Source organism: Pseudomonas sp. NMI542_15 (genome assembly GCF_021283425.1).
Classification (GTDB): domain Bacteria; phylum Pseudomonadota; class Gammaproteobacteria; order Pseudomonadales; family Pseudomonadaceae; genus Aquipseudomonas; species Aquipseudomonas fortuita.
This window is the reverse complement of record NZ_JAJSRO010000001.1, coordinates 166,190-192,712: the sequence shown is the minus strand read 5'-3', so window position 1 is coordinate 192,712 and position 26,523 is coordinate 166,190. Positions and strand designations below refer to the sequence as shown.

26 protein-coding genes and 1 riboswitch are annotated in these 26,523 nt (G+C 63.9%); of the genes, 14 read left to right on the top strand and 12 right to left on the bottom strand.

The genetic code is table 11. From position 1 onward, the window contains the following. Nucleotides 1–40 precede the first annotated feature (40 nt). From LU684_RS00820 to cobW, 4 genes are all read right to left on the bottom strand, one after another. Nucleotides 41–607, bottom strand: a complete 567-nt coding sequence (locus LU684_RS00820) for a vWA domain-containing protein (protein WP_016487373.1) — start codon at nucleotides 605–607, stop codon at nucleotides 41–43. A gap of 101 nt (nucleotides 608–708) precedes the next feature. After that, complete coding sequence (locus LU684_RS00815; protein WP_016487374.1) at nucleotides 709–1,731, bottom strand: ATP-binding protein; 1,023 nt, start codon at nucleotides 1,729–1,731, stop codon at nucleotides 709–711. A gap of 1 nt (nucleotide 1,732) precedes the next feature. Then, the gene (gene cobN, locus LU684_RS00810) at nucleotides 1,733–5,494 is read right to left on the bottom strand and encodes a cobaltochelatase subunit CobN (RefSeq protein ID WP_232894018.1); all 3,762 of its coding nucleotides are present in this window, start codon (nucleotides 5,492–5,494) and stop codon (nucleotides 1,733–1,735) included. Nucleotides 5,495–5,497: 3 nt separating this feature from the next. Further along, on the bottom strand, nucleotides 5,498–6,565 hold the full coding sequence (gene cobW, locus LU684_RS00805; protein WP_016487376.1) for a cobalamin biosynthesis protein CobW: 1,068 nt from the start codon (nucleotides 6,563–6,565) through the stop codon (nucleotides 5,498–5,500). A 100-nt stretch (nucleotides 6,566–6,665) separates the two neighbouring features. Beyond that, nucleotides 6,666–6,882: riboswitch (cobalamin riboswitch) on the bottom strand. 101 nt (nucleotides 6,883–6,983) lie between these two features. Between cobW and LU684_RS00800 the strand changes: the two genes are divergently transcribed. The 4 genes from LU684_RS00800 (at nucleotide 6,984) to LU684_RS00785 (ending at nucleotide 10,677) form a co-directional block, all read left to right on the top strand. Then, nucleotides 6,984–7,361 (top strand): glyoxalase superfamily protein, encoded by a 378-nt coding sequence (locus LU684_RS00800; RefSeq protein ID WP_232894017.1) that lies wholly within the window; start codon nucleotides 6,984–6,986, stop codon nucleotides 7,359–7,361. Then, entirely contained in the window at nucleotides 7,358–7,717 is a 360-nt protein-coding gene (locus LU684_RS00795; protein WP_023048339.1) for a hypothetical protein, read from the top strand. Before LU684_RS00800 ends, LU684_RS00795 begins: the two co-directional genes overlap by 4 nt. 226 nt (nucleotides 7,718–7,943) lie before the next feature. Continuing rightward, nucleotides 7,944–9,521: an ATP-binding cassette domain-containing protein gene (locus LU684_RS00790; RefSeq protein WP_232894016.1), complete on the top strand. Its 1,578-nt coding sequence runs from the start codon at nucleotides 7,944–7,946 to the stop codon at nucleotides 9,519–9,521. 136 nt (nucleotides 9,522–9,657) lie between these two features. Further along, entirely contained in the window at nucleotides 9,658–10,677 is a 1,020-nt protein-coding gene (locus LU684_RS00785) for a branched-chain amino acid aminotransferase (protein WP_016487380.1), read from the top strand. A 155-nt stretch (nucleotides 10,678–10,832) separates the two neighbouring features. Here LU684_RS00785 and LU684_RS00780 read toward each other — a convergent pair whose 3' ends face one another. Continuing rightward, nucleotides 10,833–11,270, bottom strand: a complete 438-nt coding sequence (locus tag LU684_RS00780; RefSeq protein ID WP_232894015.1) for a multidrug/biocide efflux PACE transporter — start codon at nucleotides 11,268–11,270, stop codon at nucleotides 10,833–10,835. A gap of 92 nt (nucleotides 11,271–11,362) precedes the next feature. Between LU684_RS00780 and LU684_RS00775 the strand changes: the two genes are divergently transcribed. From LU684_RS00775 to LU684_RS00765, 3 genes are all read left to right on the top strand, one after another. Further along, complete coding sequence (locus LU684_RS00775) at nucleotides 11,363–12,217, top strand: LysR family transcriptional regulator (protein ID WP_024717555.1); 855 nt, start codon at nucleotides 11,363–11,365, stop codon at nucleotides 12,215–12,217. A 215-nt stretch (nucleotides 12,218–12,432) separates the two neighbouring features. Continuing rightward, entirely contained in the window at nucleotides 12,433–12,684 is a 252-nt protein-coding gene (locus LU684_RS00770) for a hypothetical protein (protein ID WP_232894014.1), read from the top strand. A gap of 81 nt (nucleotides 12,685–12,765) precedes the next feature. Next, nucleotides 12,766–13,485 carry a TorF family putative porin gene (locus LU684_RS00765; RefSeq protein WP_016487384.1) on the top strand — a complete coding sequence of 240 codons (720 nt, stop codon included), beginning with the start codon at nucleotides 12,766–12,768 and terminating at the stop codon, nucleotides 13,483–13,485. 31 nt (nucleotides 13,486–13,516) lie between these two features. On the opposite strand, the gene LU684_RS00760 is transcribed toward LU684_RS00765, so the two are convergent. From LU684_RS00760 to LU684_RS00750, 3 genes are all read right to left on the bottom strand, one after another. Continuing rightward, nucleotides 13,517–13,927: a RidA family protein gene (locus LU684_RS00760; protein ID WP_232894013.1), complete on the bottom strand. Its 411-nt coding sequence runs from the start codon at nucleotides 13,925–13,927 to the stop codon at nucleotides 13,517–13,519. Nucleotides 13,928–14,027: 100 nt separating this feature from the next. Beyond that, nucleotides 14,028–14,240 carry a PLDc N-terminal domain-containing protein gene (locus LU684_RS00755; RefSeq protein ID WP_016487386.1) on the bottom strand — a complete coding sequence of 71 codons (213 nt, stop codon included), beginning with the start codon at nucleotides 14,238–14,240 and terminating at the stop codon, nucleotides 14,028–14,030. A gap of 193 nt (nucleotides 14,241–14,433) precedes the next feature. Further along, a complete protein-coding gene (locus LU684_RS00750; protein ID WP_016487387.1) occupies nucleotides 14,434–14,904 on the bottom strand; it encodes a hypothetical protein in 471 nt (156 codons plus the stop codon). 158 nt (nucleotides 14,905–15,062) lie between these two features. Here LU684_RS00750 and LU684_RS00745 point away from each other — a divergent pair, with 158 nt between their 5' ends. After that, on the top strand, nucleotides 15,063–16,070 hold the full coding sequence (locus tag LU684_RS00745) for a GlxA family transcriptional regulator (protein WP_016487388.1): 1,008 nt from the start codon (nucleotides 15,063–15,065) through the stop codon (nucleotides 16,068–16,070). 7 nt (nucleotides 16,071–16,077) lie between these two features. Here the strand turns inward: LU684_RS00745 and LU684_RS00740 are convergent, their stop codons facing one another. Then, nucleotides 16,078–16,749 carry a TetR/AcrR family transcriptional regulator gene (locus LU684_RS00740; protein WP_016487389.1) on the bottom strand — a complete coding sequence of 224 codons (672 nt, stop codon included), beginning with the start codon at nucleotides 16,747–16,749 and terminating at the stop codon, nucleotides 16,078–16,080. 170 nt (nucleotides 16,750–16,919) lie between these two features. On the opposite strand from LU684_RS00740, the gene LU684_RS00735 reads away from it, so the two are divergent. After that, a complete protein-coding gene (locus LU684_RS00735) occupies nucleotides 16,920–17,804 on the top strand; it encodes a DMT family transporter (protein ID WP_096426152.1) in 885 nt (294 codons plus the stop codon). A gap of 7 nt (nucleotides 17,805–17,811) precedes the next feature. Here the strand turns inward: LU684_RS00735 and LU684_RS00730 are convergent, their stop codons facing one another. Next, nucleotides 17,812–18,696 carry a hypothetical protein gene (locus LU684_RS00730; protein ID WP_016487391.1) on the bottom strand — a complete coding sequence of 295 codons (885 nt, stop codon included), beginning with the start codon at nucleotides 18,694–18,696 and terminating at the stop codon, nucleotides 17,812–17,814. A gap of 196 nt (nucleotides 18,697–18,892) precedes the next feature. Between LU684_RS00730 and LU684_RS00725 the strand changes: the two genes are divergently transcribed. From LU684_RS00725 to LU684_RS00710, 4 genes are all read left to right on the top strand, one after another. After that, a complete protein-coding gene (locus tag LU684_RS00725) occupies nucleotides 18,893–19,873 on the top strand; it encodes an aliphatic sulfonate ABC transporter substrate-binding protein (protein ID WP_016487392.1) in 981 nt (326 codons plus the stop codon). 16 nt (nucleotides 19,874–19,889) lie between these two features. Next, nucleotides 19,890–21,281, top strand: coding sequence for an LLM class flavin-dependent oxidoreductase (locus tag LU684_RS00720; RefSeq protein ID WP_232894012.1), 1,392 nt, complete (start codon nucleotides 19,890–19,892; stop codon nucleotides 21,279–21,281). Between the two features lie 106 nt (nucleotides 21,282–21,387). Then, complete coding sequence (locus LU684_RS00715; protein ID WP_060518220.1) at nucleotides 21,388–22,224, top strand: bifunctional allantoicase/(S)-ureidoglycine aminohydrolase; 837 nt, start codon at nucleotides 21,388–21,390, stop codon at nucleotides 22,222–22,224. A gap of 90 nt (nucleotides 22,225–22,314) precedes the next feature. Continuing rightward, nucleotides 22,315–22,914, top strand: a complete 600-nt coding sequence (locus LU684_RS00710) for an START domain-containing protein (protein WP_016487395.1) — start codon at nucleotides 22,315–22,317, stop codon at nucleotides 22,912–22,914. A gap of 155 nt (nucleotides 22,915–23,069) precedes the next feature. On the opposite strand, the gene LU684_RS00705 is transcribed toward LU684_RS00710, so the two are convergent. Then, nucleotides 23,070–24,497 carry an amino acid permease gene (locus tag LU684_RS00705; RefSeq protein WP_024717557.1) on the bottom strand — a complete coding sequence of 476 codons (1,428 nt, stop codon included), beginning with the start codon at nucleotides 24,495–24,497 and terminating at the stop codon, nucleotides 23,070–23,072. Nucleotides 24,498–24,840: 343 nt separating this feature from the next. Further along, a complete protein-coding gene (locus LU684_RS00700; RefSeq protein ID WP_016499380.1) occupies nucleotides 24,841–25,263 on the bottom strand; it encodes an Lrp/AsnC family transcriptional regulator in 423 nt (140 codons plus the stop codon). Between the two features lie 191 nt (nucleotides 25,264–25,454). On the opposite strand from LU684_RS00700, the gene LU684_RS00695 reads away from it, so the two are divergent. Continuing rightward, nucleotides 25,455–26,507 carry an ornithine cyclodeaminase gene (locus LU684_RS00695; protein WP_016487397.1) on the top strand — a complete coding sequence of 351 codons (1,053 nt, stop codon included), beginning with the start codon at nucleotides 25,455–25,457 and terminating at the stop codon, nucleotides 26,505–26,507. Nucleotides 26,508–26,523: the final 16 nt, after the last annotated feature.

Below are 26,523 nucleotides of genomic sequence, written 5' to 3'. Positions count from 1 at the left end.
CAACTTTCACAGTTGCGACACAGTGTCGCAACCCTGCTGTTCAGTCCACGACTTTGAACTGTTGCAAGTGCTGATAATCGGCCTGCAGTTGTTCGGCCAGCTGTTGCGCACGCCCAACACGCACCGGCGCCAACTCCATGTCCACCACCAACGTTGTACAGGGCATGGGTTGTACGGCGTTCCAGTGCTGAAGGCGGCCATCGGTAAACACCAGGCAGCGTACTGCTTCATCCGGATGGGCGCGCTGGCGCGCCTGTAGCCAATGCCGGGCCTGTTCCAGCGCAGCGATCAGCGGCGTGCCGCCACCGGCGCCCAAAGCCTGCAGCCATGGCTGCAAGGCTGCCGAGGCCTTCAGGCCGTGGCGCTGCCACTGCGGTGTGCGCCCGCTGGCGGTCAGCAAGGCCAGGCGGGCGCGCTGGCGGTAGGCCTGGTCGAACAGTGCCGCCAGCAGCCCTTTGGTGTGTGCCAACGCCTGATGGCGGCGGGTCGAGGCCGACGCGTCGACGATCACCAGCCACAACTCTGCCGGTTTAGCCTGGCGTTGTTGCCAGCACAGGTCCTGGCGTAGCCGTGGCCGCCCTTTGAGCAAGGTCGGCAGCCAGGCCACCCGGCCGCTTGCTGCACTGCGCGGGCGGCCACGGCTGGCGCCGTTCTGCTTGCCTGCGCCCGCTTTGGCATCCGCCCCTTTTGCAGGTGACTGGGGGATGCTCAGGGCTTTTTTGCCCAGTTCGGCACCTCGCGACGTGCGCCGCTGGCCACAGGTTGCGCCGGCAATGCCCCCCAGTCGCCCTGCCCGCCCTGTTCACCCGCGTTGCCAGCGCTTTGCTGGCCTGGCTGCTGGTCAGGCGGCTGCGGCGCCGACGGCGGGTTGGCCTGGGGCGTAACGCGGCGGCGATGGCGCAAGGCGAACTCGGCCACCGCTTCGACATCCACTGCTTCGATGGCCGCACCGCCGCGCCAGGCGCAGTGGGCGCGTGCCGCACGCAACCACACCAGGTCGGCGCGCAACCCGTCGACGCCGGCGGCGTAGCAACGCTCGGTAATCCAGGCCAGCGCCTGGTCATCCAGGGCAATACCGGCCAGGGCATGGCGCGCCGCCTGGCAGCGCTCGCGTAACTGCGCCTGGGCCGCAGCCCATTGCGTGCAGAAAGCCTGCGGGTCACTGTCGAAAGCCAGGCGCCGCCGAATGATCTGCTGACGGGCCTCCGGCTCAGGCAGGCCCTCCAGTACCACGTTCAGGCCAAAACGGTCGAGCAACTGCGGGCGTAGCTCGCCCTCTTCCGGGTTCATGGTACCGATCAGCACGAAGCGGGCGCTGTGCCGGTGCGAGATACCGTCGCGCTCGATACGGTTGGTGCCACTGGCAGCCACATCGAGCAACAGGTCAACCAGTGTGTCGGGCAGCAGGTTGACCTCATCGACATACAGCACGCCACCGTCGGCCTGAGCCAGCACGCCCGGGGAAAACTGCGCCCGGCCCTGCCCCAGCGCGGCATCCAGGTCGAGGGTCCCGACCAGACGTTCTTCACTGGCGCCCAGTGGCAGGGTGACAAACGGGCCCTCGCCGAGCAGGTCGGCCAGGCCACGGGCCAGCGTGCTCTTGGCCATGCCACGCGGCCCTTCGATCAGCACGCCGCCGATTTTCGGGTCGATGGCGGTCAGGCACAGCGCCAGCTTCAGGTCGTCGGCACCGACCACGGCGGCCAGCGGAAATTGCACGGGTTCACTCATTTCAAGCCTGTTCCTCGCCGTCGAGCAGTTGTTCCTCAAGGGCCTCGCGGTACTCGCCCGGCGCCTGCCACAGCCCGCGCTGCTGGGCCTCCAGCAGGCGCTCGGTAAGGTCGCGCAGGGCCTCGGGGTTGTGCTCGCGCATAAAATCACGGGTCGCCGGGTCGAGCACGTACGCATCGGCCAGCCCCTGGTAATGATGGTCGTCGATCAGGTGCGTTGTGGCATCGAAGGCGAACAGGTTGTCGACCGTCGCCGCCATCTCGAAGGCCCCCTTGTAGCCGTGGCGCTTGACCCCGTCGATCCACTTGGGGTTGAGCGCGCGGGCGCGTATTACCCGGTTCAGCTCTTCCTTCAGGGTACGGATGCGGGGACGGTCTGCCTGGCTGTGGTCGCCGTGGTAGCTGGCCACCGGCGCCCCGGACAAGGTTTCCGACGCTGCCAGCATGCCGCCCTGGAACTGGTAGTAGTCGTTTGAGTCGAGCAGGTCGTGCTCGTGGTTGTCCTGGTTCTGCAGCACCGCCTGCACCTTGGCCAGGCGCTGGGCGAACTGGGCGCGGGCCGGGGTGCCGTCGTCGCTGCCGCCGTAGGCGTAGCCGCCGTGGTTGAGGTAGACCTCCGCCAGGTCGTCGCGGCTGTGCCACAGGCGCCCGTCGATGGCGTTCTGCACCCCGGCGCCATACGCACCAGGTTTGGCGCTGAACACCCGCCAGCCCGCCTGCCGCGCGGCCTGCTCGGCGTCCAGCCCTTGCGCCAGCAGCGCGGCACGCTCGCTGCGTACCCGGGCGGCCAAGGGGTTGAGGTCGTCAGGCTCGTCCAGCGCGGCCACCGCCTGCACGGCGGCATCGAACAGGCGGATAAGGTTGCCGAAGGCGTCGCGGAAAAAGCCGGAAACGCGCAAGGTCACATCCACCCGCGGGCGGTCGAGCAGGCTCAGCGGCAGTATTTCAAAATCGTCAACGCGCTGGCTGCCTGTGGCCCATACCGGCCGCACGCCCATCAGCGCCATGGCCTGGGCGATGTCGTCGCCGCCAGTGCGCATGGTGGCCGTACCCCACACCGAGAGGCCAAGCTGGCGCAGGTGATCGCCGTGGTCCTGCAGGTGGCGTTCAAGGATCAGGCTGGCCGAGGCGAAACCCAGGCGCCAGGCCGTGGTGGTGGGCAGGTTGCGCACGTCCACGGTATAGAAGTTGCGGCCGGTGGGCAGCACGTCGAGGCGGCCACGGCTGGGCGCACCGCTGGGGCCGGCAGGCACGAATCGCCCGGCCAGCGCCGCCAGCAGGCCGTTTATTTCAGCGGCGCCGCAGGCATCCAGGCTGGGCGCCACCGCTTCGCGCAAGGCGTGCACCACGTCACGCACCGGCTGCCATTCGCTCGGTTCAGGCAACTGCAGGGTGCCGCCCAGCGCTTGCTCGATCACCTGCTGCGCCAAAAGCTCCAGGCGCTCGCGGGTATCGCCACAGGTGCGCCAGGGTTCACTGCTCATGGCCAGAAGCTGCTCAGGGCGTTCGCCCTGCCAGGGCAGCCCAAGCTCACAATCGAGCGGGTCAAAGCCTGGCACCAAGGCCTTGGCCAAGGCGCGCAGCAGGCTGGCATTACCACCACGACCGTCGCCGCGCTCAACCCGCAGCAGGGCCAGCAGCGTATCCAGCCGCAGCCGCCCCTCTGGTGACTGGCCAAACACATGCAGGCCATCGCGAATCTGCGATTCCTTCAGGTCGCACAGGTAAGTGTCCAGGCGCGGCAGCCAGACGGCGGCATCATCCAGCTGCCCTTCCAACTGCAGCTCGCGGTCGATGTGGTTGACCTTGACCAGTTCGAGGATGTCGCGCTGCAACTCGCGGGCACGCCGCGGATCGAGTAGCTGCGCTTCGTAGAACTCGTCGGCCAGTTGCTCCAGGTGGCGCAACGGGCCGTAGGTTTCGGCACGGGTCAGCGGCGGCATCAAGTGGTCGATGATCACCGCCTGGGTACGGCGCTTGGCCTGGGCGCCCTCGCCCGGGTCGTTGACAATGAACGGGTAGATGTTCGGCAGCGGGCCAAGCAGCGCGTCCGGCCAGCACTGCGCCGACAAGCCGACGCCTTTGCCGGGCAGCCATTCGAGGTTGCCGTGCTTGCCGACATGGATCACCGCGTCGGCGGCGAACGCGTGGCGCAGCCAGAAGTGGAACGCCAGGTAGCCGTGCGGCGGCACCAGGTCGGGGTCGTGATACACCGCGCTGGGGTCTACCTGGTAGCCCCGGGCGGGCTGGATGCCGACGAAGGTCAGCCCAAAGCGCAAGCCGGCCACCATCAGCCGGCCGCTGCGGTACATCGGGTCCTGCTCGGGCGGCCCCCAGCGCTCCAGCACTGCCTGGCGATTGGCCTCGGGCAAGTGCTCGAAGGCGGCCTGGTAGTCGGCCAGGCTCAGGCTCTGGGCGCAGGGGCGCTCGTCCAGGTGGTCAAGGTCGTTGGTCACGCCGCCGAGCAGCTGGTGGATCAGTTGCGTGCCGCTGCCCGGCAAATCGGCCAGCGGATAGCCTTCGGCCTGCAGCGCTTTGAGAATGTTGAGTGCAGCAGCGGGCGTATCCAGGCCGACGCCGTTACCGATGCGGCCATCCCGGGTCGGGTAGTTGGCCATCACCAGGGCCACGCGCTTCTCGGCATTGGGCAGGCGCGCCAGCTCGACCCAGCGCCGGGCCAGCTCGGCGACAAAGTCCATACGCTCGGGGTGGGCGCGGTAGCACACCACGTCGGACTGGCTGCGCTCGCTGCGCCAGGCCATGTCCTTGAAACTGACCGGGCGGGTAATGATGCGCCCGTCCAGTTCGGGCAAGGCGATGTGCATGGCCAGGTCGCGCGCACCCAGCCCCTGTTCGCTGGCTTCCCAGCCGGGCTGGTTGTCCTGCGCGCAGATGGCCTGCAGCACCGGAATGTCACGGCGGAACGGGCGCAGGTTGGGCCGTTCGGGGCTGGACAGGGCAAAACCGGTGGTATTGACCAGCACTTCGGCACCGACTTCGTCCAGCCAGGCTTCGACCTGCTCCAGGCAGGCGCTTTCCTTTAGGCTGGCCACGGCAATCGGCAACGGGTTCAAGCCAGCGGCTTGCAGGCGCTGGCAGAACACGTCGATGAACGCGGTGTTGGCCGCCTGCAAATGGGAGCGGTAGAACAGCAGCGGCGCCACCGGGCAATCCGGGTGCCAGTGCGGGTACCAGTCTTCCAGTGCCACACTGCCCTTGGCCGGGTGATACACAGCGGTGCGCGGCAAGGGTTGCGGCTCGTCCCAGGCATAATCGCGGCCCAGCCACTGGTTGGCCAGGCAGTTGTACAGGTTGATGGCATTGGCCTTGCCGCCTTGGCGCAAGTAGTACCAGAGGCGCTCGGCCTGCTCGCCACTGACGGTGCCAAGGCGGGTCAGTTCCGGGTCCGGTCGGTCATCGCCTGGTACCAGAATCAGCTGCACGCCCCGGGCAGCCAGCTCGACCAGTTGCTCGACGCCATAGCGCCAGTAACCGACGCCGCCGTGCAGCGACACCAGGATGACCTTGGCGTGGCGCAGCACCTGGTCGACATACAGGTCGACCGAAGCGTGGTTCTGCACCTGCATCGGGTTGGCCAGGCGCAGGCTGGGGAAATCCTCAGGCAGTTGCTCGGCCGTATCGGCGAGCAACGCCAGGTGCGAATCGCCGCTGCAGAGAATCACCAGTTCGGCGGGTGTCTGGCCAAGGTCGGCAATACTGTCGTCCGGCACGAAGCCGCCGGGCTGGGTCCGCAGCAGGTGCACGGGTCAGGCGCCCAAGGCCTGGCGCAGGCGCGCTTCCAGCTGGGCAGCGTCGAGTTCCTGGCCGATCAACACCAGGCGGGTGATGCGCGGCTCGTCGGCACGCCAGGCGCGGTCGAAGTGTTTGTCGAAACGGGTCCCCACGCCTTGCACCAGCAGGCGCATCGGTTTGCCCGGGATGGCAGCGAAGCCCTTGGCGCGCAGGATGCCGAACTCCACCACCAGCTGGGTCAAGGCGTCGAGCAACAGGCTTTCGTCAGCCTCCGGCAGGTCGATGGAAATGGAGTCGAAGGCGTCGTGGTCGTGGTCGTCATGATCGTCGCCATCGTGGTGCGAATCGTGGTGGGTACGGCGGCCATCGATGTGCGCCTCGGACTCGGCGCCCACACCCAGCAGCACCTCCAGCGGCAGCTTGCCACTGCTGGCCTCTACCACCTTGACTGCCGGCGGCAGTTCTTCGGCCACTTCGGCGCGCACCTTGGCCAGGCCTTCGGCGTCGATCAGGTCGGCCTTGTTCAATACCACCAGGTCGGCGCTAGCCAGCTGATCGGCGAACAGTTCGTGCAGCGGCGATTCGTGGTCCAGGTTAGGGTCGAGCTTGCGCTGGGCATCGACCTGGTCCGGGTAGGCGGCGAAAGTGCCGGCAGCCACGGCCGGGCTATCGACCACGGTGATGACCGCGTCGACGGTGCAGGCGTTGCGGATTTCCGGCCACTGAAAGGCTTGCACCAGCGGTTTGGGCAGGGCCAGGCCACTGGTTTCGATCAGGATGTGGTCCAGGTCGCCACGGCGTGCCACCAGCTCGCGCATGACCGGGAAGAACTCTTCCTGCACGGTGCAGCACAGGCAGCCGTTGGCCAGTTCATAGACGCGGCCGCTGGCTTCTTCTTCGGTGCAGCCGATGCTGCACTGCTTGAGGATTTCGCCGTCGATACCCAGTTCGCCGAATTCGTTGACGATGACCGCAATGCGACGGCCCTGGGCGTTGTCGAGCATGTGGCGCAGCAAGGTGGTCTTGCCCGAGCCGAGGAAGCCGGTGACGATGGTAACGGGGAGTTTGGCCAGTGTTTTCATGTCGCATTGCCCTTGGCAGAATGGCGCGGGCATGCAGGACGACAGCCGCGGACCAGGCCGGCCGGGCTTGTTCGCCACCGGATCACCCCGCCCGGTTGAAAGTCGAAAACGTTGCGAGGCAGGTCTCCTGGCTTGCACCGTTCCAGCTCCCCGTTCAGTTGAACGGCGGGCTGGCGGGATGACGCCTTCCCGCGCATTGGCGCAGTGGCTGTGTCGATCCGTTGTCAGTGCTTACAGTTGCGGGGGCAGCCGCGGCTTGTACCGCGTTCCCGTCTTAGCTTCGGCCTGGCCGAAGAACCTCGAAGTGGCAAGGCTACGCAGTGGCTGGCGGGTGGTCAACCATTGCTGCGGGGCTTGCCGACAACTCTTGGCGGCACTGCGGTACAGTGGCGACTTTGCCCACTGTCAAGGACGCCCCATGCTCCTCGCCCCCGCCATCCCGGTACTGCGCATATTCTCGGTCGACAAGGCCAGGGAGTTCTACATGGATTTCCTCGGTTTCAGCCTGGACTGGGAGCACCGCTTCAGCCCGAACCTGCCGTTGTACATGCAGATTCACCGCGATGGCCTGATCCTGCAGCTTACCGAGCACCATGGCGATGCCTGCCCCGGCTCTACAGTGTTTGCCCGCCTCGACGACCTGCGGGCGCTGGAGCATGAACTGCAAGGCAAACAGTACGGTTACGCCCGGCCCGAAGCCGAGCGCCTGGACTGGGGCCTGCAGATGCAGGTGTGCGACCCGTTCGGCAACCGCCTGCGCTTCTGCCAGCAGATCGATGACGAGGCCAACCTGTGAAGGCGCTGGGCAAACGCGAAATGGCCCGCCTGGAGCGGGAGCTGGTAGCGTGCCTGACGGACGCCTGTGAAACCGCCAAGGCAGAAATCGTCGGGTTCACCTGGCTCACCCATCGCCTGGACCCTGAGAACTTTCCGGCCAGCCTGCGTATTACTTGGGTGTTTGAACAAGAGGCCGAGAAAGTCGCTGCAGTGGCGGGTGAAGCAAAGGCACGCATGCTGGCGCTGACCCGTCAGGCGTTGGACCACGCCGGCATACAACTGGATCACCCGGCCTGGCATGTACGGTTTGACAGCGAAGAGGCCTGCAAACAGAGCCACGGAGGCGACTGGGCCAAGCGCTTGACGGGGCGCTGAGCCCAGGGCCAGACAAGATCGGGCGCCGCTCGCGCGGCGCATCGCCAGTGCAGGAAACCCATACACGGCGGGCGGTACTTTACCCGCCCCCAACGGGCCGTTAGGCTACGCACTCCCCCAGTACGAGGTATTCGTCCAATGCGCCATTAATGCCGCCGTCCATTCGACGGCCAGTCTTCAGCCTCCGGTTTGCTCCGGAGATGTCGCGGCATTTGTGGAGTTGTGCATGACGAACACGTCGATCCTGACGCTGGACAGCGTCTCTTTGGCCTTGCCTGATGGCCGGCTACTGTTTACCGATCTCAACGAAACCTTCGACCAACGGCGTACCGGCCTGGTCGGGCGCAATGGCGTGGGCAAGAGCCTGCTAGGGCAGGTTCTTGCCGGCCAGCGTGCACCGAGCAGCGGCCAGTGCCGGCGCCTTGGGCCTGTCCACCTGCTGAATCAGCAGGTAATCGAGCGCAGCACCACGCTTGCCGACCTGGCCCAGGTGGGGTCGGTGATAGCGGCGTTGGAGCGCATCGAGCAAGGCAGCATCAACCCCCAGGATTTCGACACCGTCGGCGAGCGCTGGGATATCCGCGAGCAACTGCAGATGCACCTGCAACGCAACGGCCTGAGTCACCTTGACTGGCGCCAGCCCGCACGCAGCCTGAGCGGCGGCCAGGCTATGCGCGTGGCGCTGGCAGGCGCATGGCTCAGCGGTGCCGACTACCTGATACTCGACGAACCGAGCAACCACCTGGACAGCGACGCCCGTGCCCAATTGCTGAGCATGATCGAGGCCTGGGACCGAGGTTTGCTGGTGATCAGCCACGACCGCAGCCTGCTGGCGCACATGGCGCGCATTGTCGAACTGTCGAGCCTGGGGTTACAGGCCTATGGCGGCAACTACGGCTTCTATGCAGCACAAAAAGCCAGCCAGGTGGCGCAGGCCCAGCAGCAACTTGCCCGGCTCAAGCAGCAGCAACAACGCCAAGCCCGTGAACTGCAGCGCCAGCGCGAAGACCTGGAACGCCATCAGGCCCGGGCCGGGCGTCAAGCCAGGCATGCCAACCAGGCCAAGATCCTGGTCGACCGCCAGCAGGAGCGCAGCCAGGCCACGGCGGGCAAGCAGCACCGCGACCATCGCGACGCGCGGCAAGCATTGCTGGGCAAAGTGCATGACGCCGCCCGCGAGGTCGAGCAAGCCACTGCGATTACCTTGCATGCTCCCACGCCCCAGCGTCATGCGGGCCGCGAAGTGTTGGCGTTGCAGGCACTTCGCTTGCCCCATGGCACCCGCAAACCGCTTGACCTGCGCTTGTGCCTGGGCCAGCGGATGGGCCTGGTCGGCGCCAACGGCAGTGGCAAGTCCACGCTGCTAAGGCTGCTGAACGGGCAATTACCGGCATCACCACACACTTTGCGCCGCCGTGGCGAAACCGCCCTGCTCGACCAGCACTGCAGTACCTTGGCAGGCCACAGCAGCGTGCTCGAACACCTGCGCAGGGCCAACCCGGTGCTGGCCCAGGGCGAGTTGCGCAGCCGCCTGGCACAACTGGGCCTGGATGCGGCCCGCGTCGAGTTGCCCAGCAGCCTGCTCAGCGGCGGCGAGCGGATGAAGGCAGCACTTGCTGCCGTGCTGTACCGCGAGCGGCCACTCGACCTGCTGTTGCTGGACGAGCCCGGCAACCACCTGGACTTGCCGTCACTGGCAGCCCTGGAGCGCATGCTCGGGCAGTTTCGCGGGGCGCTGATGGTGGCGTCCCATGATGCGGTTTTGCTGGAAAACCTGGTACTGGATGAGTACCTGCGGTTGTAGGAACCGAAAAAAAAGCATCGCAGGCTATCAATTCGTGACTGGCCGTTCCCGATCCGCGACGGATGTATTATGGTGACGTGGTGCGCATATAACAGCAGCCCGAGCGATCGGGCACTTGCAAGACAATGAGGGTGTCATGAGCAACGAAAGCATTAACTGGGACAAGCTGGGTTTCGACTACATCAAAACCGACAAACGCTACCTGTCCGTATGGCGCAATGGCGAGTGGGACAAAGGCACCCTGACCGACGACAACGTGCTGCACATCAGTGAAGGCTCCACGGCCCTGCACTACGGCCAGCAATGCTTCGAAGGCCTGAAGGCCTACCGTTGCAAGGACGGCTCGATCAACCTGTTCCGCCCGGACCAGAACGCCGCCCGCATGCAGCGCAGCTGCGCCCGCCTGCTGATGCCCCATGTGCCGACCGATGTGTTCATCGAAGCGTGCAAGCAAGTGGTCAAGGCCAACGAAAAGTTCGTACCACCGCACGGCAAAGGCGCCCTGTACCTGCGCCCGTTCGTGATCGGCACCGGTGACAACATTGGCGTGCGCACCGCCCCCGAGTTCATCTTCTCGGTCTTCGCCATTCCGGTTGGCTCGTACTTCAAGGGCGGCATGAAGCCGCACAACTTCCAGATTTCCAGCTTTGACCGCGCCGCCCCACAAGGCACCGGCGCCGCCAAGGTCGGTGGCAACTACGCTGCCAGCCTGCAGCCGGGCGCTGAGGCCAAGAAGGCCAACTTCGCCGACGCCATCTACCTCGATCCGTTGACCCATACCAAGATCGAGGAAGTGGGTTCGGCCAACTTCTTCGGCATTACCGCCAACAACGAGTTCGTTACCCCGAAATCGGCCTCGGTACTGCCAGGCATCACCCGCCTGTCGCTGATGGAACTGGCGCAATCGCGTCTGGGCCTGACCGTGATTGAAGGCGACGTCGAAATCAGCAAGCTGGACCGCTTCATCGAAGCCGGCGCTTGCGGTACCGCTGCGGTGATTACCCCGATCGGCGGTATCGAGTACAACGGCAAGCTGCACGTGTTCCACGACCTGGAAAAAGTCGGCCCGGTTACCCAGAAGCTCTACAACGAGCTGACCGGCATCCAGAGCGGCGATGTTGAAGCGCCGGCAGGCTGGATCGTCAAGGTCGCCTGAGCTGTATCAGCTGTATAAGAACGGGGCATGCCAGCAATGGCATGCCCCGTTTTTGTTGGATGACTCACGGTCCCTGTGGGAGCGGGTTTACCCGCGAAGCAAGCACCGCGGTGGTTGGCACCGGCTATGCCGGTGTTCGCGGCTAAAAGCCGCTCCTACAGGGAACGCGCGAGGCGGCGCTGCATCAGCAGGTGCCGGGCTTTATCGAACGCCCAGTTGTACAGCACGGTGTAGGGCAGAATAATCACGAAAAAGCCCAGCTCTACCATCAACGCCTGCAGCAGCGAGATATCCAGCATCCATGCCGCCACCGGCAGGCACCACACCACCAGCCCAGCCTCGAAGCCCAGGCCGTGCACGAAGCGCCCACTGGCCTTCCAGTTGATGCGTTCGGTCTGCACCCAGCGGTCGATCAGCGCGTTGTAGACCATGTTCCAGAGCATGGCGATAACCGACAGGGTTACCGCCAAGGCACCCGCAGTCGCCAGCGATTTGCCCATCACCCAGGACAACAGCGGTGCACACAGCAGCACCGCGAATGCTTCGTAGCCCACGGCGTGCACCAGGCGTTCGGTAAAGGAGACCGTTTTCATTGCAAATTCCATCCATTGCGTGATTCGTGGTTCCCATGTTCTTTGATATAACTGATACTCGCGACATAGCTACCATCGGTTTTATCAATACCATGCGCTACTCGCCCGAAGCTCTGGTCGCCTTTGTCGAAGCCGCATCGCTGGGTTCGTTCTCTGCTGCAGCGCGCAAATTGCGCAAAAGCCAATCCACCGTCAGCATCGCCATCGCCAATTTCGAGGCTGACGTAGGCTGCCCCCTGTTCGACCGTGGCGGCCGCCACCCCACGCTGAACGAAGCGGGCCGGCAGGTGCTGAGCCATGTCGAAGCGATCCTGGACGCCAGCGCCCAGCTTGATGCCCTGGCGGTCAGGCTGGCGCAGAACGTCGAGGCGCTGGTCTCGGTGGTGATGTCGGACAGCTATAGCGTCACCTTCCAGGGTGCGGTGATGGCACGCTTCGCCCAGCACTACCCGTACACAGAACTGCGCTGCGGCCCGGCCGAAGACGCCGATGTGATCGAAATGATCCAGCAGGGCCTGGCCCAGGTCGGCATCCTTGCGACGCAGCCCAGCTACCCCGCCGACGTTGCCGTAGCGCGCTTGCCCGAGCAGGCGGAGTTCGGTGTGTATGTGGCCAGCGGCCACCCGCTGGCGGGCCTGGAAACGGTGCAAGCGCAACACCTTGAAAACGCACGGCAGCTGTACATCAAGACCTATGCCCCCAGCCTGCACCAAGGCCGCGGCCAGGCCTGGTCGGCACCGGATTACCTCACTCTGCTGGAGTTTGCCGTGCGCGGATTCGGCTGGGCCGAACTGCCCAGAGCGCTGGTGACACGGTTTGGCAACGAGCTGGTGGAGTTGCAGATAGCGGGTTACCCGCGCCGGGTGGACATGGATGTAGCCTGGTCGAGCCGGCGGGCGCTGGGGCCGGCAGGGCAATGGCTGGTACGCCAGATGCTGGGGCAATAGGCCTCTTCCACATTCTGGATTCGGGGTCCTGGCCCAGGGTAGCGAGCAGCGGCGGGAAGGCGCCCAGCGCTTGCACGCTCGGGTCCCGGTTTTGGCACTGATGCTTGCGTCAATAATGACTATCGAACAAGGCGATTTCTACTGAGCGGCCCACCTCACTAACCTGGCTCCATCGATTCGAACCTGGCGAATCCCCTGCATCCCGGAGCTGCTCGATGACTACCAAGGCCCGCTTCTTCCTCGCTATCCTGGCCACAACCTGCATGGCTGTACTGGCTGGCTGTGCCAACCACCCTGAGCTGCGCGCGTACAGCGCCGAAGAAACCCGCCAACTGCAACTGGAAGCGTTGCAGCGCCGAGGTCTGTCCCTGGACGATTACGAGCAGCAACGGCGGGTGGTCCAGCGTGCCGGCAACCTGCCAGTGGTGACCGAAGTTGCCGATGCAGACCGTTCGACCAAAGGCTGAGTCGGCCACGCTACGGTTCCCTCCTTGAACCTGCGCAGGTATGCTCTACCGCTCAACCGCAAGCCTTCCAGGACGGAGACCATGACCAGGCCCTTTCTGTTGCTGAGTGCTGCATTGCTATTCAGCCCAGTGCTGCTGGCCCAGCAGATAAAACGCGAACTGGGCGACTTCGACTTCACCCTCGGCACCACACCCTCGCGCAGCATGGCCCAAGGCCTTATCTCACCCAGTGCCGTCGGTGCATTCCACGGTGGGCTCGACTTCAACCATGCCAGCGGCTGGTACCTGGGCCAGTACGCCCCCAGCATGGGTGTTACCCCCAACTCGACCCTGCGCCTGGACAGCTACCTGGGCTACAAGCACCATTTCGACAGCAGCCTGGGTTATGAAGTGGGGTTGATCCATTACAGCCAGCCGACAATCGCAGGCCCCGACAGTTATGCCCTGTACGGCGGCATCTCGGTGCTGGGCAACCGCTTCGGCGGCGCGTTGCGCGACAACCCCGGCAACCGCACCGGGACCTTGTTCGCCGACTTTGGCCAACTGCCGCTGTTCGATGTCGACCTCACCGTCAAGCTCGCCCATCATCGCCTGGGCACGCCGTTCACCATTGGCGACGGCAGCCAGGTAAATGGCTTTTCTGACTGGTCGCTTGAGCTGTCGCGGCCCTGGCTTGGTATCGACCTTAACCTGATCTACAGCAACTCCAGCCTCAGTGGCGGCAGTTGCGATGCGTATTCGGGCATCAATACCTATTGCGACAGCGTGGTCACGCTCAAGGCGCAGCGCAGTTTCTTCTAGCGCCTCAATGTCCTGACCACAGCATCCGGCGCTAAAGCGCTGCCACAGCTTCGATTTCCACCAACATGCCATCCAGCGCCAGGCGCGGTACCGGGATCAGTGTGCAGGTCGGTTTCATGTGTGGGCCCCAGGCCCTGTCGGCTTCGGCCACCCATTGGCGCAAGCGCGCTTCGGAGTGCTCGACAATGAGCAGGGTCAGGTTGAATACCTGGGCCAGGCTGGCGCCTCTGGACGCCAAGGCCAGCTCAACGTTCGCCAGCGCCTGACGGGCCTGTTCGGCAAACAATGGCGATAACCGGCCGTTGCTGTCCTCCCCGCCCTGGCCGGCGATGAACAGCAGGCGGCTGCCAGCGCGCACTTCGGCGACATGGGAATAGGCATTGCCACTGGGGTCGTACAGGCCCTCAGGGTTGCCAAGCTGGAATGCGGTTGTTTGGGTCATGACAGGGCCTCACTCGGTTGAAAGAGCGGAGCAGTATCGGACCTTGAGTTAACTTGAGGTCAAGGGCGCAGGGCGCGCCCTGCGCCTGACGCTGGCGCGGTCATTTTTCCTGCAGCACTGCCCTGCCCTTCACCGCCCGCGGCCCACGCCAGGCCCAGAACAACAACCCAGGGAAGGGTGCGTAGACCACGAATACGACCCACAGCATCTTGCGCTCGGCGCGCCGATCACTGCCGATGATGTGCCAGATGGCCCAGATTTCCAGCAGGATGACCAAGGCTGCGATGATGATCCAGATCGTTCCTGTTTCCATAACCACTCTCCCGTTTGGCATGTAATGCGTTGGGTTGCTAGTCGCGCTGAGGGTTCAGATTGATTTGATCACGGGCTCTGTGGGCGCGAGCGCTTCCTGCGAAGCAGGCTGCACAGTGGATGGCACGGGCTTCGCCCGTTTTCGCGGTCCCACAATGACCACGATAGCCTATAGATTTACGAGGTGAATGGCCTCAATGCTGCGCAGCCTTCTCCAGCGCCGCCTTCAACGCTGCGGCATCGGCAAAAGACTGCTGGCTCACCAGCACGCCCTGCTGCAGTTGCAACCACTGCACCTGGCCATCCTGCCCGGAATAACGGCTGGCCACGCGCCCGTCCCGGTCGAGCAGCACCCGGTAGGTGTAATCGCGCATGGCGGGGATGGCGAACAGCTTGCTGATCAGCGCCGGCATGCGCTGGATATCGGCAACAAATACGGCATCGCGCGCCTCGAGGTAGCCCTTGGGCTGCTGGGCCAGCGCCGCCTTGACCAACTTGGCACCGTCCATGTCGCGGGCCACCAGCAGAATGTGCGTGCTGTTATCGAGGCTGTAGGCTTGATCATGCTGGTCGAGCAGCGTCCATGGGGCCAGCTTCTCGCCCGGCTCCAGGGCATTGGCCAGCAGTGGAAGCAGGCTGAACAACAGGGCAATGGCGTACTTCATCTAGGGCGTCCTCAGTGGCAGTGGGCAGCATGGCAGCAATGGGCCAAGGCAGACAGGTTGCCTGAACACGACCTGAAATACGACACGCCCACCCGGGACATTGTCTTTCCCCCGGCCACCGGCCACACTCTGGGACCAGCCAGGAAGCGGAGTCCAGAGTGCCCACGCCACGACAGTTCAGCAAGAAGACCAGCACCAGCAACATGCTGCGGCTCAAAACCAGCAGCGCCAATGCCCAGGCGCCTTACCGGGTCGACTTCGTCCTGCTCGAACACTTCTCGATGGCCAGCTTCACCGTTGCCATGGACGTGCTGGTCACGGCTAACCTGCTACGCGCCGACAGTTTTCAATTCACCCCACTGTCGATGGAGGGCGACCGGGTAACCAGCGACCTGGGGTTGGAGCTGGTCGCCACCGAGCTGTCCGCCGGGGCGCTGAAGGCGCTGGACCTGCTGGTGATCTGTGGCGGCTTGCGCACGCCTCTGAAGTACCCTGAACTCGACCGCCTGCTGGACGACTGCGCCGCCCACGGCATGGCCCTGGGCGGCCTGTGGAACGGCGCCTGGTTTCTTGGCCGCGCCGGGGTGCTGGACGACTATGGCTGCAGTATCCACCCCGAGCAGCGCGCCAGCCTGTCGGAGCGCAGCCCGCAAACACGCATCACGCCGGCCAGTTTCACCCTCGACCGCGACCGCCTCAGCGCCGCCAGCCCCAATGGCGCCATGGAGCTGATGCTGGGCCTGGTGCGCCGGCTGTATGGTGACGGGCTGGCCGAAGGCGTGGAGGAAATCCTGTCGTTCTCCGGGGCTCGCTACCGCCAGGTTGGCCCGGGGGCGAAGAAATCCATGAGCCTGCACCTGCGCACCATCGTCGAGCTGATGGAAAACAACCTGGAAGAAACCCTCAGCCTGGATCAGCTGGCCGCCTACAGCGGGCGCTCGCGCCGGCAGATCGACCGCCTGTTCCAGGCTCAGTTGGGCACCTCGCCACGGCGCTACTACATGGAGTTGCGCATCACCAAAAGCCGCCGGCTGCTGCAGTATTCGGACCTGTCGGTGATGGACGTTGCAGTGGCCTGCGGGTTTGTTTCCGTGTCGCACTTCAGCAAGTGCTATGCGGCATATTTCGGCTACCCGCCGTCGCGCGAGCAACGGCTGGGCGAGTAAACGGCGTTCAGGCGCGGATATAGCGCAATACTGCGTCACAAATCATGGCTTTGTGGCGCAGCTTGACCTGGTCATCAGACAGGTCAATCTGGAAGATCTCGCCAAAGGTGTGGCGGTTGGACACCCGGTAGAAACAGAACGAGCTCATCAGCATGTGCAGGTCGATAACCTCGATGCCGGTGCGGAACACACCTTCCTGCACGCCACGGTGCAGTGTGTTGCCCAGGGCCTCGAGCACCAGGCTGCTCATTTCACGGATCGCCGGCGACTGCTTGACGTACTCGCCGTAATGGATGTTTTCGGTGCAGATGATCCGCACGAAATCGACGTTGCGGTCATGGTGATCGAAGGTGAACTCCACCAGCCGGCGGATCGCCTGCTCAGCCGGCAACGACTCCAGGTCCAGGCTCTGCTCGGTCTTGCGGATATCGCCGTACAGCTTCACCAGGCACTCGCAGTACAGCTGCTCCTTGCTGCCGAAGTAGTAGTAGATCATGCGCTTGGAGGTAGCGGTACGCTCGGCGATGGCGTCGACGCGTGCGCCGGCCAGCCCTTGCTGGACAAACTCGTTGATGGCCGCCTGGAGGATGTCCTCGCGCGTTTTCTCGGGGTTGTTCTTGCGCGTTTTGCGCGCCCCCCCGGTTTCAGGCTGGCCAAGGCTCACTACGGAATCACTCATACCCACTCACAGGCTACTTATTGGAATAGCGGGGATTATCCGTGAGCGCGGCCATGCAGGGAAGCACGCTGTTGGTCGAGTAGCCATAATGCATCGGGGCTGGCCGGCCTTGATATTGCGCCCTGCAACCCGCTAGCCTGCCTGCCCCTGCCATGGATGGACCCTGCCTCATGCAACCACGCGATCTCGCCGCCTACCTGTTCCTGGCCATAGCCTGGGGCTTTTCGTTCCTGGTGTTGCTCAAGGTGGTGCATGCCTTTGGCTGGGTGGGTGCGGTCAGCCTGCGGGCACTGATTGCCAGCGGCACCCTGGCGCTCCTGGCAGCCCTGCTAGGCCGCCCAATGCGCCTGCGCCCGCTGCTGGTACCCTTGCTGGTGGTGGGGGCGACCACGGTGGCCGGGCAACTGATCGGCATGTCGTACGCCACCCCACGCATCGGCACCGCGATGGCAGCTATTTTTGTCGCCACCATTCCGCTGTTCTCGATGCTGATCGGGCGGGTCTGGGGCCTGGAGAAAATCACCCTGCAAGGCCTGGCCGGGCTGCTGCTGGGCATTGCCGGCATCGCCATCCTGGTCGGTTTTCCGGCCCGGCCGATTGATGACGACTTCATCCACGGCTGCATAGCGTCGCTGCTGGGCGCCATCAGCGCCGCCTACGGCAGCAATTACGCCAGCCTGCACCTGCGCGGCCAGGACCCGTGGACGGTCACCGGCGGCGCGTTCCTGGCTGGCGGGTTGATGACCCTGCCGCTGTTGCTGGTAGTTCCCGTGCCCAGTGTGCCACAGGCAAGCGACTGGCTTTACCTGTTGATTAGCGGCGCAGTGATGAGCGCGACCACCTACGTACTGTACTTTGGCCTGGTGGCACGTATCGGTGCCACCCGCGCCATCAGCGTGGAGTTCGTGGTCACCCTGGTGGCAGTGCTGGTCGGCGCGGTGTTCCTCAATGAAGCCCTGAGCCTGTTGCAGGCAGCGGGAGGCCTGGTAATTCTGCTTGGTTGCATGCTGGTGCTGGGCCTGCTGCCAGGGCGCGTGCGGCGCCTGCCCAGCTAGCGCCGGCTCAGTCGCGCTGGGCGGTGTCGTGCGTCGGTGGCGGCGTCAGGTGCAGCACGCGGTTACGCCCGCCTTCGGCCAACAGGTAGCCGCCCTTGCCGTCCGCCACGATCGACTGCGGCGCCTTGAGGAAGGTCAGCATGGTGTGCTGGACGCCGTCAGCGTCGATGAGCAACAAGCGTGCGCGGTGTGTGTTGTCTTCGCTGACCCACAGGCCACGCGGGTCACAGAACAGGAAGGTAGGGTTGCGCAACCCCTCGGCCACTACCGGGTCCTGGCCATCGTCGGACAGGGCGCGAACCTTGCCATTGGCTTTTTCGGTGTACAGCAAGCGGCCGTCGTTACAGCGGGCAAGGCCTTCGGTTTCGGTCAGGCCGGAACGCAGCACTTCAAGCTGGCCGCTGGCCCAGTCATAACGCATCAAGCGGCCATTGCCCTTGCGGTCTTCGATGGCATACAGGTGGTCGCCGTCGTTCCACAGCCCCTGCACGCTTTCACCGTCGAACAGGTGGGTAACCTGACCATCGCGGGCCAGGCTCACCGGCGCCTGACCGCCTTCCTGGCTGAACACCCAACCGCCTTGTGCCGCGACCATGCCGTCGGGCTTCGACAGGCTGTCGATAACCACTACGCGGTCGCCTGTCGCGGTGATCTTGAGGATGCTGCCTCGGCCATCATCCAGTTCGCGGCTGACCAGCAGGCTGCCATCCGCTTGCGGCAACAACGATGCGGCCTTGGCCACATCACGATGCAGCACCTGGACATCCCAACCAGCGGCAGCCTGGACCGGGTAGAAACTCTGCCAGGCGAAAAAACCCAAGGTGGCGGCGAGCAAACCGGTAGTGGCAGTCAGGGCGATGCGGGCGCTGCGTTGGCGCAGGAATTGCGGCATGTAGGGCTCCTCGGAATGCCGGGGATGCTAGCAAGCGAATGTGAAAAAAATGTCGAAAGCATGCAAATCGTTACAAAACAAAAGGATATAAAAATAACAAAACAATCTAACGAAACGGAATATAAAAATTGAAAGCCAAACGCCATCTCCTTAGGCTGGGCCCATCGTTTACCACCCGGTCTGAAGGAGCATCCCCATGCCAATCCGTGCCTTTTCCCCCCTGCGCCGCCTGTTGATTGGCGGCCTGCTGGCCAGTGTCGCCAGTGCCCTGCTGCCGTGGTCCGAAGCCCTGGCCGACGACGCCAAGACCCTTCGCATCGGTTACCAAAAGTTCAACAGCATCAACATTCTCAAAGGCAGCGGCGCCCTGGAAAAGGCCCTGGCCCCGCAAGGCGTGAAGGTGAGCTGGCACGAGTTTGCCGCCGGCCCACAGCTGCTCGAGGCCCTGAGCACGGGCGCCATCGACCTCGGCCACGCCGCCGACGCACCGTCGGTGTTCGCCCAGGCCGCCGGCAAACCGGTGGTGTACCTGGCCGCCGAACAGCCCTACCCACGCGGCATCGGCCTGGTGGTACGCGAGCAGGACCACCTGACTGGCGTGCAGGACCTGAAAGGCAAACGCGTGGCCACCGGCCGTGGCTGGAATGCCCAGTACCTGCTGGCTGTCGCCCTGCAACAGGCTGGCCTGAGTTACCAGGACATCACCCCCGCCTACGTCAACAATGCCGCCGATGCCGTGGCCGCCTTGCAGTCGGGAAGCGTGCAGGCCGTGACCCTGTGGGACCCGTTCCTCGCCGCTGCAGAAAGCCAGCCAGGCCTGAAGAACCTGCGTGACGGCAGCGGCCTGTCCAACAACCGCACCTTCTACCTGTCCACCGCCAGCTACGCCGACCAGCACCGTGCGCTGCTGAAAACCTTCTTTACCGAACTGGGCAAAGTCAGCCAGTGGGCCAACGCCAAACCCGCAGAGGTTGCCGCACTGCTGGCCCCGCAACTGGGCATCAACGCCAACGTGCTTGAAGTGGCCAGCGAGCGCCGTAACTACAACGCCGTGGCCATCACCCCGCAGATCGTCGCCGAGCAACAGAAACTCGCTGACACCTTCCAGGGCCTGGGCCTGATTCCACACAAGCTGCAGGTGGCCGACGCGGTCTACCCGGCTTCCGTATTGCCTTGAGTGGAGCGCAACTGACATGCCCCGCCCGATCCGCTTCAATGCGTTCAGCATGAACGCCGCCAGCCACCAGTCCCCCGGCCTGTGGCGCCACCCACGCAACACCAGCGTCGCCTTCAACCGCCTGAGCTACTGGACCGACCTGGCCCGCCTGTTGGAGCGCGGCCTGTTCGACGCCCTGTTCATTGCCGATGTGCTGGGTATTTACGACGTGTACCAAGGCGGCCCTGAGGCCGCCCTGCGCGGTGGCGTGCAAGTGCCGGTCAACGACCCGCTGCTGCTGGTGCCGGCCATGGCCGGGGTCACCGAGCACCTGGGGTTTGGCGTGACCTTCTCGCTCACCTACGAGCACCCCTACCCGTTCGCCCGGCGCATGTCCACACTTGACCACCTGAGTAACGGCCGGGCCGGCTGGAACATCGTCACCGGCTACCTCGACAGCGCTGCACGCAACCTCGGCCTGGCGCGCCAGCTGGGCCACGATCAGCGCTACGACCTGGCCGAGGAGTACCTGCAGGTGCTCTACAAGCTGTGGGAAAAGAGCTGGGACGATGACGCGGTGCTGCTGGAGCGCGACAGCGGGCGCTACATCGAGCCAACCCGGGTACACCCGATCAACCACGTGGGCGAGCACTTCCAGGTGCCCGGCATGCACCTGTGTCAGCCGTCACCGCAACGCACGCCGGTACTGTTCCAGGCCGGCGCTTCGGCACGCGGCCAGCAGTTTGCCGCGCGCCACGCCGAATGCGTGTTCATCAGCGGCCCAACCCCTACAGTGTTGCGCCGCTACGCCGATGGCATTCGCCAGGCCAGCGAAGCCGCCGGTCGAGGTCGTGATGAAGTGCTGATCTATGCCCAGGCATTGCTGATTGTCGCCCCTACCCGGGAAGAAGCCGAGGCGCGGTTCGCCGAATACCGTCGCTATGTCGACCTGGACGCGGCCTTGGCGCTGCTGTCGGGCTGGACCGGCATCGACTTTGCCGGCCTCGACCCTGATGCGCCGATCGAATACGTCGAAAATGACGCCGGCCGCGCTGCCCTGGCCGCGTTTACCGCCGCTGACCCGAACCGCCGCTGGACCGTGCGCGAGGCTGCCGAGTTCGTTGGCCTGGGTGGTCGCGGCCCGGTACTGGCAGGTTCTGCCAGCGAGGTGGCCGACCAGCTGGAAAGCTGGCTGGACCAGACCGGCATCGACGGTTTCAACCTGACCTACGCCGTGCAGCCGGATGACCTGGCCAACGTGGTCGAGTTGCTGGTGCCCGAGCTGCAACGCCGCGGCCGCTACCCTTCGAGTTACACCGAAGGGACCTTGCGCCAAAAATTGTTCGGTCAAGGCGATCGACTGCCGGAAGCCCACGCCGGGCGCCAGGTCGACATTCAGCGATCAAATACCGGGTATTCCAACATTTAATTTGTGGATGGCACGCGCTCGACCCTATTCTGTGGCCACATCCCCTGCGCCGCACCGGCCGGTGCGGTTCACGGCATGGGGAGAGAACAACAAGTCGAGATTGTCCATGTCGAACCATTCGTACTTCGCCCCCCACGGTGGGCACCCGGCTCAAACCGAGCTGCTGACTGACCGTGCCATGTTCACCGAAGCCTATGCCGTCATCCCCAAGGGCGTGATGCGTGACATCGTCACCAGCCACCTGCCGTTCTGGGACAAGATGCGCATGTGGGTCATCGCCCGCCCGCTGACCGGTTTTGCCGAAACCTTCTCGCAGTACATCGTCGAGCTGGCCCCGGAAGGCGGCAGCGAGCGCCCCGAGCTGGACGCTAACGCCGAAGCCGTGGTGTTCATCGTCGAAGGCGAACTGGACATCACCGTGGAAGGCAAGCACCACACCCTGGTACCCGGCGGCTATGCCTTCCTGGCGCCAGGCGCCGAGTGGAGCCTGCGCAACAACAGCAAGTCCAACGTCACCTTCCACTGGCTGCGCAAGCATTACCAGAAAGTCGAGGGCCTGGACGTACCGGAATCGTTCGTCACCCACCGCGACAACGCCACCGTCATCGAGATGCCGGGCACCGAAGGCCGCTGGAAAACCACCCGTTTTGTCGACATGGCCGACATGCGCCACGACATGCACGTGAACATCGTCACCTTCCAGCCGGGCGGCGTTATTCCGTTCGCTGAAACCCACGTGATGGAACATGGCCTGTACGTGCTGGAAGGCAAGGCGGTGTACCGCCTGAACCAGGACTGGGTTGAAGTGGAAGCCGGCGACTTCATGTGGCTGCGCGCCTTCTGCCCGCAAGCCTGCTACGCCGGCGGCCCTGGCAACTTCAGCTACCTGCTGTACAAGGACGTTAACCGTCACGTGCACCTGACGCTGAACCCTAAGCGCTAAGCCCAGGCTGATGCCCGCAAGCCCGCCAACCTGGCGGGCTTTCTGTTTGCCGCGCATACTCAAACACCCATCCCCCGCGCGGTACCGGCCATGAACCGCTGCCTGCTGCTCACTGCCCTGCTGCTGTGTACCCCTGCCCCGGCCGCCGATGAGTGGAACCTGGCCTATGACCGCGAAGGCATTCGCGTGTACCTGAGCAGCGCGCATGACACGCCCTACCAGCAATTTCGTGGTGTAAGTACCATGAAAGCCAGCGTGCGCACCCTCACCGACCTGCAAGAGAACCTGCGGGTAGCCTGCAAATGGCTATACGCCTGTGACCAGATGCGTTTGCTGGAAGTGGATGGCGCCAATACCTGGGTGTACCTGACCACCAACCTGCCGTGGCCGACGATGCCGCGGGACATTGTGCTGAAAGTCACCAGCGAACGCCTGGACGACGGCACCCTGCTGCGGCGCCTGAGCGCCGAGCCTGACAGGATTCCCAAGGTTGACGGCCTGATCCGGGTGCAGCATCTGCGCGGTGAGTGGCGCATGAAACCCCTGGGCGAGCGCGAGACGGAGGTGACCTACCAGTTGCAGGCCGACCCTGCCGGCGATGTGCCCGGCTGGCTGGCCAACCGGTTTGTGGTGGATGCGCCGGTGGTAACGTTGCGTACGTTGCGGGCGGTTGCTGAACGCCAGCCCTGAAGAATGCTGGATCTACCTGTCCTGGCCGCTGTAGCAGATCGCCAGCCCTTTTGGACTGCTGTGGGAGCGGGCTTGTCCCGCGAAGGCAACCCTGCGGTGCCTGGCACCGGCTTTGCCGGTGTTCGCGGGGCCAGCCCGCTCCCACAGAGCACCCGCTAAATCAACGAATCAGCAGTAGCGCTCTGCGGTTGGGCAGAGGCCTTGGTCCTGCGCCGATAGGCCAGCAACAGGCCCGCATACCACAGCGGCATCACGTACAACGCCGTGCGGGTGTCCGGTTCCAGCACCAGCAGGCACAGCACGAAAATCAGGAATAGCTGCGCCAGCGCGGCGGTGACCTTGCCGCCCGGCAGCTTGAACCTGGACTGCTCATGGGCCTGCGGGTTCTGTCGGCGGTAAGCAAAGTAGGACAGCAGGATCAGCGACCAGGTAACGATGATCATTACCGCAGAAATGGTCGACACCAGGGTGAACACGGTCATCACTTCCGGGATCACGAACAGCAGCGTCAACGCAATCGCCATGCACACCCCGGAGAATACCAGCGCCCGCACTGGCGTACCCGACCCGGACAGGCGCCCGAACGCCTTCGGGGCCTGTTGTTGATGCGACAGGCCATAGAGCATGCGCGAGCCCGAGTAAACGCCACTGTTGGCCGACGATGCCGCGGAGGTCAGCACTACGAAGTTGATGATGCCAGCAGCAGCGGGCAACCCGCCAAGCAGGAACAATTCAACGAAGGGGCTGCGGTTGGCTGGCACATTGGCCCAGGACACCACACTGATGATGCACACCAGCGAACAGATGTAGAAAAGCAGGATACGCACGGGGATGGTGTTGATCGCCTTGGGCAGGGTCTTTTCGGGGTCTTTGGCCTCTGCCGCTGCGGTGCCGATCAGCTCGGTGCCGACGAAGGAGAAAATGGCGATCTGGAACCCGGCGAGGAAGCCAAGGATGCCATGCGGCATGACCACGCCGGGGGCCACCAGGTGGCTGAACGATGCCGTCACCCCGCCCGGCGAGGTATAGGAGGTGGCGACCATCACCAGGCCGGTTACCACCAGCAGCACGATGGCGACGATCTTGATCAGGCCGAACCAGAACTCCACTTCACCAAAGGCCTTCACCGCCAGCATGTTCAGGCCCAGCAACAGGAACATGGTGCCGAAAGCCGGTAGCCAGGTAGGCACATCGGGGTACCAGTACTGCACGAACCCTGCGACCACCACCACGTCGCCCACCGCCGCCACCACCCAGCTGAGCCAGTACGACCAGCTGAGAATGTAACCGGCCCGCGGCCCCAGGTAGTTGTGCACCAGGTCAGCGAACGATTCCATCTGCAGGTTGGCCAGCAGCATCTCGCCCATGGCGCGCATGATGCAGAACACAAAAAAGCCGATGATGGCGTAGACGAGGATGATCGAAGTGCCAGACAGCGCAATGATCTTGCCCGAGCCCATAAACAACCCGGTACCAATGGCACCACTGATCGAAATAAGCTGTATGTGTCGGTTTTCCAGCCGTCGCTTGAGCACTCGGCCCTCTTGCGGAGCAGCGCTTTGCGCATTGCACGTTTGATGCATAGTCGACCTCTTATTCTTTTTTGGTAAAACTTCAGCGCCCCGCGCCGCACCATGTAAGTGGCACCAAGGTGCAGGTTCCCTGTCATTGAAAATGATAAAAGCGCAGGTAATAACGAAAACGGACACTCACGCCCGGTGCAACTTAGCTGCGGGCTTTTTTATTGCTTGAAACGCACCCTGGTTGGTGCGCCTTGTACCGTTGCACGAAAACAGTTTCATTCTGCCAGTGGCCCGGGCCAAGCGGAACGCTACAGAATGCGCACAGCCAAAGGGATTTTTTGCACTGTGGAAAGCCTGGGTGACAGTTTGCGCAATGCGCCTGTCAAAAGGCCTGACCCCGCGGTCACATCTTGTAGGTGGAGAGCAGGATGCTGGTCTCGGTATTCTCGATGTGCGGAATGGAGCGAATGGTATTCAGCGCCCGGTCGAACGCTTCAAGGGTGTCTGCGCGCAGCTCTGCCATCAGGTCCCAACGGCCATTGGTGGTGTGGATGGCGACCACGTTGGGGTGCCCACGCAGCGCGTGCTTGACCTCTGCAGCGTGGTGGCCGCTGATGCCTATGCTGGTAATTGCCCGCACGCCCTGGTCCAGCGCATCGGAGCGCAAACGTACCGTGTAGCCAATGATCACGCCCTGCTCTTCGAGCCGGGTGATGCGGTTTTGCACCGTTGCCCTGGCCACCTTGAGTTTTTTTGCCAAGGTCAGCACGGGAGTGCGTGCATTGTCCCGCAACAGCGCAATCAGTTCCCGATCGATAGTGTCCATATGCCTGCCAAATAATCAGATTGCTACTTTGGGGTGGCAGATTGTCTAGAAAGTTGGCGAAACTGGCAACCTGCATTCTTCCTGTTGACGCCACCTTTCATCAAAATGTTCGAGCCGGCGACACTTCGATAATCCTAAGCGCTCACCCTGCAATATCCAGGGCGCAGCGCACAATAACAAGGTGCAAGAGCATGACGTATTTCATTGATGTTCCAACCATGTCGGACTTGGTGCACGACATCGGCGTAGCGCCGTTCATAGGTGAACTGGCTGCGGCCATGCGTGAAGACTTCAAACGCTGGCAGGAGTTTGATAAATCCGCACGGGTTGCCAGCCACTCGGAAGTGGGTGTGATCGAGCTGATGCCGGTCGCCGACAACAGCCGCTACGCCTTCAAATACGTCAACGGGCACCCGGCCAACACTGCACGTGACCTGCATACCGTGATGGCCTTCGGCGTACTGGCCGATGTCGACACCGGCTACCCGGTGCTGCTGTCCGAACTGACCATTGCCACCGCCCTGCGCACTGCGGCCACCTCGCTGATGGCAGCCCAGGCACTGGCCCGACCGAACTCGCGCAAGATGGCGCTGATCGGCAACGGCGCGCAAAGCGAATTCCAGGCGCTGGCGTTCCACAAGCACTTGGGCATCGAAGAAATCGTCGCCTATGACACCGACCCGCTGGCCACCGCCAAGCTGATTGCCAACCTCAAGGAATACAGCGGCCTCACCATTCGCCGGGCCGGCTCGGTGGCCGAAGCGGTAAAAGGCGTGGACATCATCACCACGGTCACTGCCGACAAGGCCTACGCCACCATCATCACCCCCGACATGCTCGAACCTGGCATGCACCTGAATGCCGTGGGGGGCGACTGCCCGGGCAAGACCGAACTGCACGCCGATGTGCTGCGCAACGCCCGGGTGTTCGTCGAGTACGAGCCGCAAACCCGTATCGAAGGTGACATTCAGCAGCTGCCCGCTGACTTCCCGGTGGTTGACCTGTGGCGTGTGCTGCGCGGCGAGACCGAGGGGCGCCAGAGCGACCGCCAGGTCACCGTATTCGACTCGGTGGGCTTCGCCCTGGAGGATTACACCGTACTACGTTACGTACTACAGCAGGCCGAAAAGCGCGGCATGGGCACGAAGATCGACCTGGTGCCATGGGTGGAAGATGACCCGAAAGACCTGTTCAGCCACACCCGCGGCCGTGCTGCCAAAAGCCGTATCCGACGCGTTGCCTAACCCTGCACTCAACCCG

Bases quoted from the DNA above. Each gene is read 5' to 3' on its own strand.
- LU684_RS00815 (WP_016487374.1), bottom strand. From the start codon at position 1,731: ATGAGTGAACCCGTGCAATTTCCGCTGGCCGCCGTGGTCGGTGCCGAC.
- cobW (WP_016487376.1), bottom strand. From the start codon at position 6,565: ATGAAAACACTGGCCAAACTCCCCGTTACCATCGTCACCGGCTTCCTC.
- LU684_RS00800 (WP_232894017.1), top strand. From the start codon at position 6,984: ATGCTCCTCGCCCCCGCCATCCCGGTACTGCGCATATTCTCGGTCGAC.
- LU684_RS00790 (WP_232894016.1), top strand. From the start codon at position 7,944: ATGACGAACACGTCGATCCTGACGCTGGACAGCGTCTCTTTGGCCTTG.
- LU684_RS00785 (WP_016487380.1), top strand. From the start codon at position 9,658: ATGAGCAACGAAAGCATTAACTGGGACAAGCTGGGTTTCGACTACATC.
- LU684_RS00780 (WP_232894015.1), bottom strand. From the start codon at position 11,270: ATGAAAACGGTCTCCTTTACCGAACGCCTGGTGCACGCCGTGGGCTAC.
- LU684_RS00775 (WP_024717555.1), top strand. From the start codon at position 11,363: ATGCGCTACTCGCCCGAAGCTCTGGTCGCCTTTGTCGAAGCCGCATCG.
- LU684_RS00770 (WP_232894014.1), top strand. From the start codon at position 12,433: ATGACTACCAAGGCCCGCTTCTTCCTCGCTATCCTGGCCACAACCTGC.
- LU684_RS00765 (WP_016487384.1), top strand. From the start codon at position 12,766: ATGACCAGGCCCTTTCTGTTGCTGAGTGCTGCATTGCTATTCAGCCCA.
- LU684_RS00760 (WP_232894013.1), bottom strand. From the start codon at position 13,927: ATGACCCAAACAACCGCATTCCAGCTTGGCAACCCTGAGGGCCTGTAC.
- LU684_RS00755 (WP_016487386.1), bottom strand. From the start codon at position 14,240: ATGGAAACAGGAACGATCTGGATCATCATCGCAGCCTTGGTCATCCTG.
- LU684_RS00750 (WP_016487387.1), bottom strand. From the start codon at position 14,904: ATGAAGTACGCCATTGCCCTGTTGTTCAGCCTGCTTCCACTGCTGGCC.
- LU684_RS00740 (WP_016487389.1), bottom strand. From the start codon at position 16,749: ATGAGTGATTCCGTAGTGAGCCTTGGCCAGCCTGAAACCGGGGGGGCG.
- LU684_RS00735 (WP_096426152.1), top strand. From the start codon at position 16,920: ATGCAACCACGCGATCTCGCCGCCTACCTGTTCCTGGCCATAGCCTGG.
- LU684_RS00730 (WP_016487391.1), bottom strand. From the start codon at position 18,696: ATGCCGCAATTCCTGCGCCAACGCAGCGCCCGCATCGCCCTGACTGCC.
- LU684_RS00725 (WP_016487392.1), top strand. From the start codon at position 18,893: ATGCCAATCCGTGCCTTTTCCCCCCTGCGCCGCCTGTTGATTGGCGGC.
- LU684_RS00720 (WP_232894012.1), top strand. From the start codon at position 19,890: ATGCCCCGCCCGATCCGCTTCAATGCGTTCAGCATGAACGCCGCCAGC.
- LU684_RS00715 (WP_060518220.1), top strand. From the start codon at position 21,388: ATGTCGAACCATTCGTACTTCGCCCCCCACGGTGGGCACCCGGCTCAA.
- LU684_RS00710 (WP_016487395.1), top strand. From the start codon at position 22,315: ATGAACCGCTGCCTGCTGCTCACTGCCCTGCTGCTGTGTACCCCTGCC.
- LU684_RS00705 (WP_024717557.1), bottom strand. From the start codon at position 24,497: ATGCATCAAACGTGCAATGCGCAAAGCGCTGCTCCGCAAGAGGGCCGA.
- LU684_RS00700 (WP_016499380.1), bottom strand. From the start codon at position 25,263: ATGGACACTATCGATCGGGAACTGATTGCGCTGTTGCGGGACAATGCA.
- LU684_RS00695 (WP_016487397.1), top strand. From the start codon at position 25,455: ATGACGTATTTCATTGATGTTCCAACCATGTCGGACTTGGTGCACGAC.